12 protein-coding genes are annotated in these 16,479 nt (G+C 63.8%); 3 read left to right on the top strand and 9 right to left on the bottom strand.

The annotated features are described in order from the left end of the window. Positions 1–317 precede the first annotated feature (317 nt). Positions 318–749: a DUF2628 domain-containing protein gene (locus ACTORR_RS05900; RefSeq protein ID WP_313365900.1), complete on the bottom strand. Its 432-nt coding sequence runs from the start codon at positions 747–749 to the stop codon at positions 318–320. A gap of 797 nt (positions 750–1,546) precedes the next feature. On the opposite strand from ACTORR_RS05900, the gene ACTORR_RS05905 reads away from it, so the two are divergent. From ACTORR_RS05905 to ACTORR_RS05915, 3 genes are read left to right on the top strand one after another with little or no spacing between them, the layout of a single operon-like run. Continuing rightward, positions 1,547–2,785 (top strand): exonuclease SbcCD subunit D C-terminal domain-containing protein, encoded by a 1,239-nt coding sequence (locus ACTORR_RS05905; protein ID WP_054885774.1) that lies wholly within the window; start codon positions 1,547–1,549, stop codon positions 2,783–2,785. Beyond that, a complete protein-coding gene (locus tag ACTORR_RS05910) occupies positions 2,782–6,426 on the top strand; it encodes an AAA family ATPase (RefSeq protein WP_441343580.1) in 3,645 nt (1,214 codons plus the stop codon). Before ACTORR_RS05905 ends, ACTORR_RS05910 begins: the two co-directional genes overlap by 4 nt. After that, complete coding sequence (locus tag ACTORR_RS05915) at positions 6,423–7,016, top strand: glutathione S-transferase (protein ID WP_054885772.1); 594 nt, start codon at positions 6,423–6,425, stop codon at positions 7,014–7,016. The genes ACTORR_RS05910 and ACTORR_RS05915 overlap by 4 nt, the downstream gene beginning before the upstream one ends. 131 nt (positions 7,017–7,147) lie before the next feature. On the opposite strand, the gene ACTORR_RS05920 is transcribed toward ACTORR_RS05915, so the two are convergent. The 8 genes from ACTORR_RS05920 to ACTORR_RS05955 form a co-directional block, all read right to left on the bottom strand. Further along, on the bottom strand, positions 7,148–7,324 hold the full coding sequence (locus ACTORR_RS05920; protein WP_176510170.1) for a hypothetical protein: 177 nt from the start codon (positions 7,322–7,324) through the stop codon (positions 7,148–7,150). Positions 7,325–7,447: 123 nt separating this feature from the next. Then, positions 7,448–8,578: a lactonase family protein gene (locus ACTORR_RS05925; RefSeq protein ID WP_177332395.1), complete on the bottom strand. Its 1,131-nt coding sequence runs from the start codon at positions 8,576–8,578 to the stop codon at positions 7,448–7,450. After that, entirely contained in the window at positions 8,544–8,834 is a 291-nt protein-coding gene (locus ACTORR_RS05930; protein WP_054885770.1) for a DUF5629 family protein, read from the bottom strand. Before ACTORR_RS05930 ends, ACTORR_RS05925 begins: the two co-directional genes overlap by 35 nt. 181 nt (positions 8,835–9,015) lie before the next feature. Then, on the bottom strand, positions 9,016–11,391 hold the full coding sequence (locus ACTORR_RS05935; RefSeq protein ID WP_054885787.1) for an efflux RND transporter permease subunit: 2,376 nt from the start codon (positions 11,389–11,391) through the stop codon (positions 9,016–9,018). 20 nt (positions 11,392–11,411) lie between these two features. Beyond that, on the bottom strand, positions 11,412–12,437 hold the full coding sequence (locus tag ACTORR_RS05940; RefSeq protein WP_371263251.1) for a WD40/YVTN/BNR-like repeat-containing protein: 1,026 nt from the start codon (positions 12,435–12,437) through the stop codon (positions 11,412–11,414). Positions 12,438–12,708: 271 nt separating this feature from the next. Further along, positions 12,709–15,366, bottom strand: coding sequence for an aminopeptidase N (gene pepN / locus ACTORR_RS05945; protein WP_441343581.1), 2,658 nt, complete (start codon positions 15,364–15,366; stop codon positions 12,709–12,711). A 13-nt stretch (positions 15,367–15,379) separates the two neighbouring features. Further along, positions 15,380–16,210 carry a DUF2797 domain-containing protein gene (locus ACTORR_RS05950; protein ID WP_313365622.1) on the bottom strand — a complete coding sequence of 277 codons (831 nt, stop codon included), beginning with the start codon at positions 16,208–16,210 and terminating at the stop codon, positions 15,380–15,382. Beyond that, positions 16,207–16,467, bottom strand: a complete 261-nt coding sequence (locus tag ACTORR_RS05955; protein WP_054885767.1) for a YeaC family protein — start codon at positions 16,465–16,467, stop codon at positions 16,207–16,209. Before ACTORR_RS05955 ends, ACTORR_RS05950 begins: the two co-directional genes overlap by 4 nt. Between the last annotated feature and the right edge of the window lie 12 nt (positions 16,468–16,479).

Below are 16,479 nucleotides of genomic sequence, written 5' to 3' on the forward strand. Positions count from 1 at the left end.
CTTGAGATCGAGCGCCGCCCGCGCGGCGCATCGCGGGCAAGCCCGCTCCCACATTTGTTTCGGGCCAGTCACTCCTGTGATGCCAACAGGAGCAGCCTTGTTGGCATGGCGATACATCTCGGTGGGCGCTAATGCTGCTCCACCTATCTCAAGTCATGCACCAAGGCGGTCCCTGTTGGCAGTGCAGGAGTGACTGGCCCGAAACAAATGTGGGAGCGGGCTTGCCCGCGATGCGCCGCGCGGGCGGCGCTCGATCTCACAGGCGCTGAGTCTCTCCCGCCAGGCACCTCTAAGCCCTTTCGCGCGCTACAAAGCCTTCAAATGAAACGCAAGCCCTCGAACGGGTTCCAGCCTTGCTTGCCCGTGGTCTGCTTCAGGTAATAAGCATAGTTGGTGAGAATCCCGTACATCACGTTGAACGCCACGTTGATGCCAGTATCCAGCGCCTTCGGCATGACGATGCCAGTCACATTCTGGAAAATCTCGATCACCAAGGTGATCGCCACAATGATCCCCAGCAGGGACAAGTTCTTTTTCCACAGACCCAGCACAAACAAGTAGATCGGGCCGAAGAAGAAGGCGATGAAGTTCATTCCGATCAGCAGCCTTTTGCCGAAGGGCGCAGCTTTCAGGGCGGCCTTGTAGGCGGCGCTGCTCGGGCTGCCGTACTGATCGAAGAAGGCGAAACGCTCCTGCCATTTCGGCTTGAGGTTGCCAGTGCTGGATTGGGTTTGCGGGATGCCTTCCATGGGGAGCTCCGTGATGATCGTCCGTGGGTGTGAATGGCCTGGAATTTGGCCGGTTCCGAGGCTAGTTCAAGATTGGTTCAAGGGCAAGCCTGCAACTCGGGTAGCGTGAGAGCCAAGTCACGAAACGGCCGTAACACGATGAACAGTTCAAACCACTGACTCTCCCGCTCGAAGTTGTGCAGCCGTTTGGACAGGCGAAGCGGGGTCACTCCCTACCGACTTAGCGACATGGACAATGCGCAACACTGGCAGTAAAGGATTATCAAAGTTGCCGAGCGCATCCATCATGGGCGTCTCAGTGTCTCGCGAACTGTCAAACTCCAATTTTTTCTTTTGGGTAAGTGATTGTATTTGGTCTTCGCCAAGTCTTGAGCGATGGTTAGTTGCTGCTCGTACAAAGGCAAGGCACGATAACCGTTGCCCAAGAGGTAACTTGCCAACTCAACGACCAGCCGTTCACCATTGAAACCAAGTGCAGTCTTTTTGCCGGGTCGTGCGCAGTACCCGTACACCGTATAGACCTGTGCCAGGTTTGCCATCGCCTCGCATCATGCGGCTGAGATAGGTAAATTGCCCAAGCACAATTTTTCAGCCATCAACAACAGCAAGGCAACTGACAAAAATGCCAGGCGAGCGCTGTTGCAGAACAATGACCGCATCACGGTTGCCAGTTGTTCATCGGCCTATCCGCACTGCCATGCACCCCGACGCAAGCTTGAGTTACCATACCGCCCTTGCGCAACGCCCACCTCCCAAGCCAAGCCCCGGCTTGCTGACTCGACACCAACAGGTCATCCATGCGTCTGTTTCACACCTCCGACTGGCATCTGGGCCAAAGCCTGCACGGCCAGGAACGCGACTTCGAACACGCTTGCTTCCTCGACTGGCTGCTCGGCCAGCTGCGCCTGCGCCAGCCGGACGCGCTGCTGATCGCTGGCGACATCTTCGACACGGTCAACCCGCCGGTCAAAGCCCAGGAGCGGCTTTACGACTTCATCGTCCAGGCCCACGAGCAGCAACCGAAGCTGGACATCGTGATGATCGCCGGCAACCACGACTCCGGCTCGCGTATCGAATTGCCGGCGGCACTCATGCGCCGCCTGCGCACCCACGCGCTGGGCCGGGTGCATTGGCTCGACGAAGGCCAACTGGACGCCGAGCGCCTGCTGATCCCGCTGACCAACGGCCGTGGCAAGGTCGCTGCCTGGTGCCTGGCCCTGCCCTTCCTGCGCCCGGCCGAAGTGACCGGCCCGCAGCTGGGCGACGACTACCTGCAAGGCATCACCCAGGTGCACCAGCAACTGATTGGCGCGGCGCAGAAGAAACGCAAGAAGGACCAGGCGCTGATCGCCATCAGCCACGCCCACATGGCCGGTGGTGCGGTGTCCGAAGACTCCGAGCGCAGCCTGATCATCGGCAATGCCGAGGCACTGCCAGCCAAGCTGTTCGACAAGTCGATCAGCTACGTGGCGCTCGGCCACCTGCACAAGCCGCAGAAGGTCAACCGCGAAAACCGCATCCGCTACAGCGGCTCGCCGATCCCGCTGTCGTTCGCCGAAATCAACTACCCGCACCAGGTACTGGAAGTCGAACTCGAGGGCAGCGAGCTGGTCAGCGTCGAGCCGCGCCCGGTGCCGCGTGCGGTGGCCCTGCAGCGGGTCGGCCCGGCGCCGCTCGGCGAACTGCTCGAACAACTGGCCGAGCTGCCGGTGATCGACCTGCTCGAAGACCCCAACCGTCAGCCTTGGCTGGAGGTGCGGGTGGTTCTCGACGAGCCGCAACCCGACCTGCGCCAGCAGATCGAAACCGCGCTTCAGGGCAAGGCCGTACGGTTGATCCGCATCAGCGCCGAATACGCCGGCCGCACCAACAGCGAAGACGACGACCTGCAATTCGTCGAGTTGGCGCAGATGACCCCACAGGACCTGTTCAGCCGCGCCTGGGAACAGGCCTACGGCAACCCCGTCGACGAGCAGGCCCTGGCCGATTTCGCCCTGCTGCTGCAGGACGTCCAGCTGGAAGAGGAACAGCCATGAAGATTCTCGCCATCCGCCTGAAGAACCTGGCATCCCTGGTCGGCCCGGTCGATATCGACTTCACCGCCGAGCCCCTGGCCAGCGCCGGCCTGTTCGCCATCACCGGGCCTACCGGCGCCGGCAAGAGCACCCTGCTCGATGCCCTGTGCCTGGCCTTGTTCGGTACCGTGCCGCGCCTGAGCGACATCGCCCGCGAAGCCAAGGTGCCGGATGCCGACGGTGAAATCCCCACGTCCGACCCGCGCAACCTGCTGCGCCGGGGCACCGGCAGCGGCTTTGCTGAAGTCGACTTCGTCGGCATCGACGGCCACCGCTACCGCGCCCGCTGGGAAGCCAACCGCGCCCGCGACAAGGCCAACGGCAAGCTGCAGTTGAGCCGCCAGAGCCTGTATGACCTGGACAGCGAACAGCTGCTGGGCAGCGGCAAGAACGAATACAAGCAACTGATCGAAGCCCGCCTGGGCCTGAATTTCGAGCAGTTCACCCGCGCGGTGATGCTGGCACAAAGTGAGTTCGGCGCCTTCCTCAAGGCCGACGACAAAGAACGCAGCGAGCTACTGGAAAAGCTCACCAACACCGCCATCTATACCCGCCTCGGCCAACGTGCCTTCAGCAAGGCGCGGGAAGCTGCAGACACCTACAACGCCCTCAAGGAGCGTGCCAGCCACCTCCTGCCGATGGCCGCAGAGGCCCGCGCCGAACTCGACCAGCGCCTGGAACAGGCATTGCAGCAGTTCAAGGCCGACCAGGCCGGCGAGCGCCAACTCGAGCAGCAACGCAACTGGTTCAATGAACAACGTCAGCTGCAGGCCCAGCACGGCGAAGCCAGCGCCACCCTTCAAGCAGCCGAACAAGACTGGCAACAGCTGGCTGAGCAACGCCTCGACCTGCAACGCCTGGAGCGCCTGGCGCCGCAGCGCCACCAGTTCCACCGGCAGCAGACGCTCGGCGCGCAACTGGCACCACTGGTGGCACAAATAGCCGAGCAACAGCGCCAGCAAACCGAATTGCAAAGGCGCACCGTGGAGCTGGAACACGCATCGCTGGCGTCTCAGGAGGCCCTGGCACAACGCCAGGCCTTGCACAGCGAAAATGCCCCGCGCCTGCGCCAGGCCTTCGCAGCCCAGGACCACCTGATACGTCTTGACCAGGAACTGGCGGGGCAGCGTAGCGCCTGCGAGCTGGCCACCCAGCAGCTTGCCGAAGGCCAGCAGCAACTGCAGCAAATGGAAGCAAACCAGCAGCGCAGCCAGCAGCAACTGGCCCAGATCGACAGCGCCCTGGCCGACAGCCAGCATTTGGCCGGCCTGGCCAATGCCTGGCAGGCCTACCTGCCACAACTCAAGCAGGTGATGCTGATCGGTGGCCGCCTGGCCAAGGGCCGGGAAGAGCTGCCTGGCCTGCAGGCCCAGGCCAGCCAGGCCAATGTTCAATTGCAGGCCCTGCGCGAGCACTTCGAGCTGCTGTTCCGCGAAGCCAAGGCCGAACCACAGGCCCTGGCCGAACAGATCGACCTGCTCGGCAACATGCTGCAGGACAACCGCAAGCAGCAACGCGCCGTCGAAGAACTTTCGCGCCTGCACGGCCGTGAACAGGAACTGCGCCAGCAGCTCGATGCCCTGCGTGAGCGTCAGCAGCAGGCCATGCAGCAACGCCAGCAACTGATCGGCGAAGGCACTGCGGCCAAGGCCGAGCAGGAAGCTGCCGAACAGGCGCTCAACCTCACTCGGCAGTTGCTGGAGCGCCAGCGCCTGGCGCGCACTAACAGCGTCGAAGAGCTGCGCGCCCAGTTGCGCGACGGCGAGCCCTGCCCGGTATGTGGCAGTGCCGAACACCCGTTCCATCAACCCGAGGCCCTGCTGCAAAGCCTCGGTCGCCATGACCATGCTGAAGAAGCAACCGCGCAGAAACAGGTCGAAACCCTCAACGGCAAGCTGGTCGACCTGCGCACCCAGCTGGGCGTGGTCAACGCTCAGCTCAAGGACCATCAACAGCAACAGCAGCAACTTGCCGAACAGGTACAACCGCTGGTGGCCCAGCTGCAGTCGCACAGCCTCTGGCCCGCCCTCGCCCCGCAGGACGACAAGGCCCGCAGCGCCTGGCTCGACAGCCAGCTGCGGCGCCTGGACGAAGAGATCGGCAAGGACGAGAAGCGCCAGAGTGCCCTGCTTGCCCTGCAAAAGGATGCCGCGCGCCTCAACCAGCAACTGCAGGCGGCGCAGGAGGCCCAACAGCAGGCCCAGCGCCATCTCGACCAGCAGCACCAGGCCTTGGCCAGCGATGAACAACAGCTTAGGCAGGGCCTGGACGGCCTGGCCAACGTGCTGCCGGGTGATGTGCTCAAAGCCCTCGGCGATGATCCGGCCAACGCTTTCCTGGCCCTCGACCAGCAAATCGCCCAGCGGCTGCAGCAACTGGAGCAGCGCAAGGACGAGCAGGAAGAACTGCAGGCACGCCAGGTGCAACTGGACAAGCTGCGCGATCAGCAGCAAGCCCGCGAGCAAACCCTGGCACACGTGCAGCAGCAGCTCGCCGCCCTCGAAAGCCAACGTCAGCAGGCCCAGGCCGCGCTGGCCGAGCTGCTCGGTGAGCAGGCCAGCGCCGAAGCCTGGCACCAGCACATGGACAGCCAGCTGGAGCAGGCCCGTGCCATCGATGCGCAAACCGCCCAGCACCTGCAGGATCTGCGCACCCAGGGCGTGCAGCTGGCCAGTGAAATCAAGGCCAATAGCCAGCAACAGCAGGTACTGGAAAGCGAGTACCAGCAGCTGCAGGGCGACATCGCCCAGTGGCGTGCCGAGCATCCAGAGCTGGACGACGCCGGGCTGGATCGCCTGTTGGCTATCGACGACGCCCAGTTGGGCGAGCTGCGCCAGCGCCTGCAACTTGCCGAGAAGGCCGTCGAGCAGAGCCGTGTGCTGCTCCAGGAGCGCGACCAGCGCCTGCAGCAACACGCCGCGCAGATGACCGTCGAATCGTCGGCCGAAGACCTTGAGCAAACGCTGGGCGAACTGCGCGAGCGCTTGGCCGGCCATGAGCAGCAATGCGCCGAATTGCGCGCGCAGCAGGCCGACGATCAGCGTCGCCAGCAGGCGAGCCAGGCGTTGGCCGGGGAAATCGAGCAGGCCCACCAGCAATGGCAGCGCTGGGCGCGGCTGAACGCGCTGATCGGCTCGGCCTCGGGCGACGTGTTCCGCAAGATCGCCCAAGGCTACAACCTCGACCTGCTGCTACATCACGCCAACGCCCAGCTGCGCCAGCTGGCGCGCCGCTATCGCCTCAAGCGCGGTGGCAGCGCCCTGGGCCTGCTGGTGCTGGACACCGAGATGGGCGACGAGCTGCGCTCGGTGCACTCGCTGTCTGGCGGTGAAACGTTCCTGGTCTCGCTGGCCCTGGCCCTGGGCCTGGCATCGATGGCCTCGAGCACCCTGCGCATCGAGTCGCTGTTCATCGACGAAGGGTTCGGCAGCCTCGACCCTGAGTCGCTGCAACTGGCGATGGACGCCCTCGACGGCCTGCAGGCGCAAGGCCGCAAGGTCGCGGTGATCTCTCACGTGCAGGAGATGCACGAGCGCATTCCGGTGCAGATCCAGGTGCGCCGCCAGGGCAATGGCCTGAGCGACGTGGAGGTGTGCGGGTGATCCTCTACTCGTTCCGCCGCTGCCCGTGGGCGATGCGTGCGCGCCTGGCGCTGCGCTATGCCGGCTGCGCGGTAGAGATTGTCGAGGTGGCGATGAAGAACAAGCCGGCAGAACTGCTGGCCTTGTCACCCAAGGGCACGGTGCCGGTACTGGATACCGGCGCCGCGGTACTGGAAGAGAGCCTCGACATCATGCGCTGGGCGCTCGAGCAACACGACCCACAGGATTGGCGCCTGCACGCCGACCCGGCCGCCGCACAGCATGCCGAGGTACTGATTGCCCGCAATGACAGCACGTTCAAGGCGCAGGTGAACCTGTACAAGTACGCCGAGCGCTACCCTGAGTATTCCCGCCAGCACTATCGCCAGCAGGCCGAAGCCTGGCTGGCGGAGCTGGAACAATTGCTCGAAGGCCGGCCGTACCTCCTGGCCGCTCACCCGAGCCTGGCCGATGCCGCCCTGTTGCCCCTGATGCGCCAGTTTGCCGGGGTCGAACCGCAGTGGTTCGCCGAGGCGGCTTATCCGCAAGTGCGGAGCTGGCTGGAGGGGTGGTTGGCTTCGGAGCTCTTCAACTCGGTCATGGCTCGCTAAAGCGCTTCAGGCTGCAACTCGGTCTCTGTGGGAGCGGGCTCGCCCGCGAACACCGGCAACGCCGGTGCCACACACCGCGGTGTCTGCTTCGCGGGCATGCCCGCTCCCACAGTGACCGTGCAAGGCCTCAATCAGTGGCTGTGCTTGCCACTCAAGGCCGCATGAAAGTTGGCGCTCTGGCGCAGGTACTGCTCGGTGTAGCTGTGGGTGGACGTGGCCTTGCGGGTATCGGCATGGGCATGGGCCGGCAGCACGACGGAAGCGGAGATGGCAGATGCGGCAATCACAGGGAAGAGATTGAAGTTCATGGTGGCTGACCTCGACAGATGTGGTTTGACGTTCAGCCGCTTGGGCCTTGGGTCAAACTTACGCCGCTGAGGTCGCCCGCAGAAATTCATTGCGCTGGTAAGGGTTATCACCGCTATCGATAGTCAATCGATGAACTTGAGATCCGAAGGCGCATCCTGCTTGAAGTTCTGCACCGTCTCGCCAAGCTTGCCGCTGCGCGGGTCGCGGCGCATGACCACGATCTGGTTGCTCTTCTGGTTGGCCACCAGCAGGAAGTTGTCGCTCGGGTCCAGGGCGAACTCCCGCGGGTGGTCGCCTTCCACCGAACGGCGCTGCAGGAAGGTCAGCTGGCCATCGTCCTTACCCACGCTGAACACCACGATCTCGTTCGCCGTGCCGCGGTTGCTGACATACAGGAAGCGCCCGTCCGCCGACAGGTGCAGGCCACCCGAAGCCTTGGCGGCGGCATCCTGTTGCTCGGTCAGCGGCAGGCGCTGACGCTCCAGCAAGGCAGCGTCCTTGACGTCGAACATCACCACTTCGCCGCTCATTTCCAGCGTCAGGTAGGCATGCCGGCCCTTGGCATCGAACAGCAGATGCCGCGGCCCGCTGCCGGGCGGCAGGTCCACCGACGCCGGGATCGCCGGGGTCAGTGGGTGATCGGCGCTGGCACCGTCGTAGCGATAGATGAAGACCTTGTCGGCGCCCAGGTCGCAGGCATACACATGCAGGCCATCCGGTGACAGCACCAGCGAATGCACGTGGGCTCCGGCCTGGCGCTCAAGGTTGACCTTGCTGGGCGTGTGCTGCAGCTGCTGGACCACGTCCTTGAGCTTGCCGTCCTTGGCCACCGGGATCACCACCAGGCTGCCGCCCGGGTCGGGGGCAACGGCGTAGTTGGCCACGAACAGGTAGCGCTGGTCACGGCTCAGGCTGGCATGGGTCGGTTCATCACCACGGCTGGCCACCTGGTTCAGCGGCTTGATCTCGCCCTTGGCGCTGACGCTGAAGCTGCTGACTTGGCCGTTCGGGGTTTCATTGACCGCGAACAACTGGCGCTGGTCGGCTGACAGCACCAGCCACGACGGACTGACGCTCTTGACCACCTGTTGCGGCGTCGGGTCGATCTGCCCGGTCTTGCTGTCGAACGCGTAACGGTAGATGCCCTGGCTCTGGCCATCGGTGTAGCTGCCCACCAGCAACGTGGCGGCGTGGGCGGTGATTGTCAGGCTCATCAGGCTAGCGGTCAGCAGGCTCGTCCAGATCGGGTTCATCGTCGTCTTCATCCGGGGCGCGAAAGGCACTCATACAGACTAGACGATGCTCGCCCTGGGCATCGTTGAGTTGCCATTCATCATTGGCACCGACGGCGGCAGCGATCTGCTCGGGGGTGAAGGACCAGCGGCGAAGTTGGCGGCCGTCCATGCATTCGATGGTCAGGCCGGATTCGTCGCAGGTGAAGTCGAAGGCGTGCAGGCCGTCGATCAGGAGCATGTCGCAGGATGCGAGGGCGGTGGCGAGGGGAGACATGGGGGTACCTGTAAGGGATGTGCCGGGATTATAACCCCTGGGGCTGCTTTGCAGCCCATCGCGACACAAGGCCGCTCCCACAGAAGATCGCATCCATTTGAAATCATGCGATCTCCTGTGGGAGCAGCCTTGCCGGGGCGCCGGACCGGTCGGAAAGGGCCGCGAAGCGGCCCCCAGCGATTCAATGGGCGAAAATGGAGCCCCCCTCCTTGCCCACCATCTTCTCCGGCTTGATCAGGAACCGCGCCAGTGCTGGCAGCAGCCACAGCGCCCCGAACATGTTCCACAGCAACATGAAGGTCAGCATCAACCCCATGTCGGCCTGGAACTTGATCGCCGAGAAGATCCAGGTGCACACGCCGATCGCCAGGCACAGGCCGGTGAACAGCACCGCTTTACCGGTCGAGCGCAGGGTCTGGTAGTAAGCCTCCTGCAACGGCAGGCCGGCACGCAGGAAGCTTTCAAGGCGGCTGTAGATGTAGATACCGTAGTCCACGCCGATACCCACGCCCAGGGCCACCACCGGCAAAGTGGCGACCTTGACGCCGATGCCCATGAACGCCATCAGCGCGTTACCCAATACCGAAGTCAGCACCAGCGGCAGCACGATGCACAGGGTCGCGGCGAACGAGCGGAAGGTGATCATGCACATCACCGCCACGCACAGGTAGACCAGGATCAGGATGGTCAGCTCGGCCGACTTGATCACTTCGTTGGTGGCCGCCTCGATCCCGGCGTTACCCGCCGCCAGCAGGAACTGCAGGTCCTCCTTGTCATGGCTGTCGGCAAACGCCTTGGCCACCGCAGTGACACGCTCCAGGGTCTCGGCCTTGTGGTCGTTGAGGAACACCAGCACCGGCGCCAGCGAGCAGTCGGCGTTGTACAGGCCGTCGGCGCGGGCGATGGAGTTGTTGAGGATGTCCGGGTTGCGTGAAAGCGTCTCCCACTTCAAGCTGCCCTCGTTCATGCCCTTGATCACCTGCTTGGACACGGTCACCAGGGAGATCGCCGACTGCACGCCGGGGGTGTTCTGCATGGTCCACATCAGTTCGTCGATCGGCGCCATGGTCGAGTGGATCGAGCAGCTCTCTGCCGGTGTCTTGACCATGATCACCAGTACGTCGGAACTGGTCGAATAATTGCTGATGATGAAGTTGTTGTCCTGGTTGTAACGCGAATCCGGGCGCAGCTCCGGCGCGCCCTGGTCAAGGTCGCCGATCTTCAGGTTCTGGCTGTACCACAGGCCGCCGGCAAAGGCGATCAGCGCCAGGGTGATGGACACCGGGGCCACCTTGGCGCTGGCAAAGTTCGACAGCAGGCGCCAGAACGGGTGCTCGCGGGTCGCGTCCTTCTTGCTGCGCTCGATGGCCTTCTTGCTGATGCCGACGTAGGAAATGGCCACCGGCAGCAGAATCAGGTTGGTGAACACGATCACCGCCACACCGATGGACGCGCCGATGGCCAGTTCGCGGATCACGCCGATGTCGATGATCAGCAGGGTGATGAAGCCCACGGCGTCGGCGAGGATGGCGATCATTCCCGGCAGGAACAGTTGACGGAAGGTGCGCCGGGCGGCGGTCAAGGCATTGTCGGCGTCACTCGACTGCAAGGCGATGCCGTTGATCTTCTGTACCCCGTGGGAAATGCCGATGGCGAAGATCAGGAACGGTACCAGCATCGAGTACGGGTCAAGGCCGAAGCCCACGGCATGCATCAGGCCCAGTTGCCAGACCACCGCCACCAGGGTGGTGATGAGCACGGCGATGGTGCTGCGGATGCACCAGGTGAACCAGTACAGCAGGACCCAGGTGATCACCAGGGCCACGCCGAAGAACATCGCCACCATGACCAGGCCGTCGATCAGGTCGCCGACCTTCTTGGCGAAGCCGATGATGTGGATCTTCACGTTGGGGTTCTGTGCCTGGAACTTGTCGCGGATCTTCTCTTCCAGCTGGTGCGAGAACTGCTGGTAATCGAGCTTGACCTGCTTGCCAGGGTCCTGCGGGTCGGGGAAGCTCTCCAGCAGCGGCACGTCGACGATGCTGGACTTGAAGTTGTTGCCCACCAGGCGCCCGACCTGGCCGGACTTGAGCACGTTGTCGCGCAGGGTGTCGAGGCTGTCCTGGGAGCCGTTGTAGGTGTTGGGGATGACTTCGCCGCCGGAGAAGCCCTCCTCGGTGACCTCGCTCCAGCGCACGCTGGGGCTCCACAGCGACTTGAGGCCGGCGCGGTCGACCCCGGGGATGTAGAACACCTCGTCATGGATCTGCCGCAGCGTTTCCATGTAGTCCTTGTCGAAGATGTCGCCGTTGACCGCCTCGACCGAAATGCGCACGGTGTTGCCGAGGTTGGCCAGGTCGTTGCGGTGCTCCATCATCTGTTCGATGAACGGGTGCTGCAGCGGGATCATCTTCTCGAAGCTGGTCGAGGGGCGGATCTGCGTGGCCTGCCAGAACAGGAAGATGCTGACCAAGAGGCACAGGGCGATGACCACCGGGCGGTTGTTGAAGATCAGGCGTTCGAGCAGCGTGGCCTTGTCCTGATGGTGCGGGTGCATGGTAATGCTCTCCCTGCTGGTCATGGACGCACCTCCCCGGCAGCCGGTTCTGCACCTTCGGCGTTGGCCAGGTGCACACCGCCCTGCCCCACCAGCAGCAAACCACCATTGGCCAGGCCACTGACACCGGCCAGGGCGATGCGGTCGCTGCGGTTGTAGACGCTGAAGGTCTGGCCATCATCGGTGCTGCGCAGCACGCTGCCGCCATTGCCGACCAGCACCAGGCTGCCATCTTCGACAAGCGTAGCGCCTGCCAGGCCGAATTCGAGCTCGCCACGGTCGGCCTTGAGCGTGATCGCCTGCCAGCTGTCACCAAAGTCGGCGGAGCGGAACAGGTTGCCACGCAGGCCATAGGCCAACAGCGTCTTCGCCTGGGTGGTAGCGACCACTCCAAACAGCGACCCCTCGTATGGGCCCTGCACCTTGGCCCAGGTCTGGCCGTCGTCGCTGGAGCGGTACATGCCGCCCTGCTCACCGACGATGAACAATCCGGCATCGCGCACCCGGGTAATGCCGTTGAGGTGCAGCTGATCAGGATTGTCCAGGCGTTCGGCGATGTCCTGCCAATGCTGGCCGCCATCGCGGGTTTCCAGCAGCGCGCCGTAGGCCCCCACGGCGAAGCCGTGCTGGGCGTCGAGGAAGGTGATGTCGAGCAGCGGCGCTTCACGGGACAGGTCTTCGAACTGCTTGCTCCAGGTCGCGCCGCCGTCGCTGCTGGCGAGGATCTGCGCATCGTGGCCGACCGCCCAGCCACGCTTGTCGTCGAGGAAGAACACGGCAGTAAGCAGCTGGCGGGTGGGTACCCGGGCCTGGGTCCAGGTGTTGCCCTGGTCGTCGGAGAACAGAATGTGGCCACGATCACCGACCACCACCAGGCGCTTGCCGGCATGGGCGGCGCCGATCAGCAGGCTCTGGCTGGCCTTGGCTGACTCGGTAGAGTATTCGTCGGCCGCAGCGGCCTGCGCGCTGTCAGCCCACATCCCCAGTGCCAGCGCCAGCATCGCGCCAGCCGCCAATGGCCAGGCACCACGCCTGGCCTGCGTCATCACCCGCTGCTTCATGACCATCCCCTGTTGTGTTTTTCTTGGTGGGTCTGTGCTGTGAAAAGCCTGTCTTAGAGGCTTGGGGGATCGTATCGGGGAAGGTTGCGCGATTACAACGAACGGGACGTTATGTTTTGTTAACCGCCAAAAAAGCTGGGGCCGCTGTGCGGCCCTTTCGCGACACAAGGCCGCTCCTACAAGGAAATGCGAGTCCCCTGTAGGAGCGGCCTTGTGTCGCGAAAGGGCTGCAAAGCAGCCCCAAGATCTACCAGGCTTACGCCAGGCTCTTGCTCACCACTTCATACACATCACTGGACAGCGCGCCAGACGCAAGAATCCGCTCCAGCTCGCCCTTCATCAGCACCTGCCGCGCATCGTCATACTTGCGCCAGCGGGTCAGCGGTGCCAGTTGGCGCGAGGCAATCTGCGGGTTCAGCGCATTCAGCTCGATCACCAAATCCGCCAGGAAGCGATAGCCCGAACCATCGGCAGCATGGAAGTTGACCAGGTTCTGCCCGGCAAAGGCACCGATCAGCGCCCGCACCTTGTTCGGGTTCTTCAGGGTGAACGCCGGGTGCTGCATCAGCGCCTTGACCCGCGCCAGCCCGCCCGGCAGCGTGCTGGCGGCCTGCACGCTGAACCACTGGTCCATGACCAGCGGGTTGTCCTTGAAGTGCTCGGCGAAGGTCTCCAGGGCCTTGGCACGCTCGGCCTCGAACGGCGAGTTGACCAGCACGGCCAGCGCGGTCAGGCGCTCGGTCATGTTGTCGCAGTGCTCGAACTGCTCCAGGGTCGCCTCCAGCACCTGCGCCTTGCCGCTCTGCATCAGATACGACAGGGCGATGTTCTGCAGGCTGCGGCGGGCGAAGTGTTCGGCGGCGGCCACGTAGGCGGTGTTGCGCGACACCTCGCGGTTGGCCTGATAGCGCGCCCACAGGGCGTCGAACAGTTCCTCGGCGATCTGCTGGCGGGCGAACTCGCGCGCGGCGTGGATGGCGTCGACGTCCGCCACCTGGCTGATCTCGGTCAGGTAGGCCTCGCCTGGCAGCGACAGCATTTCGGCGACCATGGCGGGGTCCAGCGATTCGTTGCCCAGCACAGTACCCAGGGCGGTGATCAGGCGCTGGTCAAGCTTCAACGCCTCCCCGCGCCGGTGCTGGCCAATCAGCTCCTGCAGCACCTGCACCGACAGCTGCTGGCCCGCTTCCCAGCGGTTGAAGCCATCGCTGTCGTGCTGCATGAGGAACATCAGCTGGTCGCGGTCGTACGGGAAGCTCAGCTTGACCGGCGCGCTGAAGCCGCGCAGCAGCGACGGCAGCGGCTTGGCAACGATGCCCTGGAAGGTGAAGGTCTGCTCGGCTTCGGTCACCGACAGCACGCGGGTGGTGCCAGTCGCCTGGGCTTCACCGGCCAGTTGCAGCGGCAAGTCGTTGCCCTCGGCATCGAGCAGGCCCAGCTCGACCGGGATCACGAACGGCAGCTTCTCGGCCCTGTCCGGGGTCTGCGGGCAGCGCTGGCGGAAGGTCAGGCTGTAGGCCTGCGCGGCGGCATCATAAGCCTCGCTGACTTCCAGGCGCGGGGTGCCGGCCTGGTTGTACCAGCGCTTGAACTGGGTGAGGTCGACGCCGTTGGCGTCTTCCATGGCCTTGATGAAATCATCGGTGGTCACGGCCTGGCCATCGTGGCGTTCGAAGTACAGGTCGCTGCCCTTGCGGAAGCCGTCTGCACCCAGCAAGGTGCGCACCATGCGCACCACTTCGGCGCCCTTCTCGTACACGGTCAGGGTGTAGAAGTTGGAGATTTCGATGAAGCTGTCCGGGCGCACCGGGTGGGCCATGGGGCCGGCGTCTTCGGCGAACTGATGGGTACGCAGGTAAGCGACATCCTCGATGCGCTTGACCGTGCGCGAGTTCATGTCGGCGCTGAACTCGGCATCGCGGAACACCGTGAAGCCTTCCTTGAGCGACAGTTGGAACCAGTCGCGGCAGGTCACGCGGTTGCCCGACCAGTTGTGGAAGTACTCGTGGGCGACCACACCCTCGACGCGCTGGTGGGCGGCATCGGTGGCGGTTTCGGCGCGGGCCAGCACGCAGCTCGAGTTGAAGATGTTCAGGCCCTTGTTTTCCATGGCGCCCATGTTGAAGTCGTTGACCGCGACGATCATGAAGATGTCCAGGTCGTACTCGCGACCGTAGACTTCCTCATCCCAGCGCATGGACTTCTTCAGGCTGACCATGGCGTGGTCGCACTTGTCGATGTTCTCGGGCTCGACGTAGATGCGCAGCGTCACGTCGCGGCCGGACTGGCGGACGAAGTTGTCTTCGACGCACCACAGGTCACCGGCCACCAGCGCGAACAGGTAGGCCGGCTTCATGAACGGGTCTTCCCAGGTCGCCCAGTGGCGGCCGTCTTCTGCCGGACCGCTGCCGATCGGGTTGCCGTTGCTCAGCAGCACCGGGTAGCGATGCTGCTCGGCGATCACCGTGGTGGTGAATTTGCTCATCACGTCCGGGCGGTCGAGGTAATAGGTGATCTTGCGGAAGCCCTCGGCCTCGCACTGGGTGCAGAACATCTTGCCGGACTTGTACAGGCCTTCCAGTGCGGTGTTGCTTTCCGGGTGGATCTTCACGCTGGTGTCGAGGGTGAAGTGTTCGGCCTTTGGCTGAACGGTCAGGCTGTCGGCTTCGAGCTGATAGTCGCTCGCCTGCAGTTCGACATCGTCCAGCGCGGCGCGCAGCAGCTCCAGCTGCTGGCCGTCCAGCTCCAGCGGCGGCAGGCCGGCACCGCGTGCCGGGTTGCGGCGCATGACCAGTTGCGCGTGAACCAGGGTGTGGTCCTCGAACAGCTCGAAGGTCAGGTGCGTCTCGTCGATGAGGTACTCGGGCGCCTGGTAATCCTTGAGGTAGATCACTTGCGGTTGTTCGGTACGCATGTGCAGGTCCTTTTTACTGGAGCACGGCCAACTGGTAGGCCGTGTACTTGCGAATATTGATCACGCCGGTGTCGAAGATCAGGTACTGACCCTTGACACCCAGCAGCGTGCCTTCGGCGACCGGATCCTTGTCCAGATTGAAGCTGACGATCTTCTTCGGGTAGGCCTCGACCGGGTAGCGCATCTGCACCACTTCGGCGTCGGGCAGTGGCTGGATCGCCTGCAGGCCGAAGCGGTCCTGCAGCGCGCGCAGGCCCTCGGCACAGGCATCTAAGATGCGTTCGCGGATGGCCGGCAGGTCGAGTACCTCGGCGTCACCCTTGAGCAGCGTGCGCCAGTTGGTGCGGTCCGGCACCTGGCTGCGCAGGATGTCTTCGACCAGGCCCGATTGCTGGCGGGTAGCCACGCGCATGATCGGCAGGGCCTGGCTGGCCCCTTGGTCGAGCCAGCGGGTGGGCAGCTGGTTGGCACGGGTGATACCGACCTTGATACCTGACGAGTTGGCCAGGTACACCACGTGGTCGGTCATGCAGAACTGTTCGCCCCACGACGGCTCACGGCAGGTGCCGGCGTCGTAATGGCATTTTTCCGGGGCCATGATGCAAACGTCGCACTGGGCCAGCTTGGTCATGCACGGGTAGCAATAACCCTGGCTGAAGCTGGTCTTGGTGCGCTTGCCGCAATGGCTGCAGTGAATGGCGCCAAGGTATTCCAGGCGCAGGCGCTGGCCGATCAGCGGGTTGACCGGCACCTGAGTGTCATCCAGGCGGAAGCTGTATTGCACCACCGGAGCCTGCAGGCTGACCGCCATCTTGCTCAAAGAGCCACGAGCGAGTTCGATCAATGTACCGAGTCCGACTTGAACAGAATGTTGGCGATGGGGGCGGACTTCGACGCGCATTCCTGCGGGCCCATGTAGCCAGTGCGCTGCTCTTCGGGCAGGTTCTTCATCTCCCAGGCGATCACCGCCTGCAGCGACAGTTCCTTCTGCTCGGCGGTGAGCTTGCGCCCGTCCGACCATTTGCCGATTTCCACGGCCAGCTTCAGGCTCTGGTAGATTTCCGGGGTGATGTTTTCGATCATTTGCGCGAAAGTGGACATAGTGTCTCCTGA

Origin of the sequence: Pseudomonas sp. SAR267, from assembly GCF_052077595.1 — a bacterium.
In the GTDB taxonomy this organism is placed as follows: Bacteria; Pseudomonadota; Gammaproteobacteria; order Pseudomonadales; family Pseudomonadaceae; genus Aquipseudomonas; species Aquipseudomonas vlassakiae.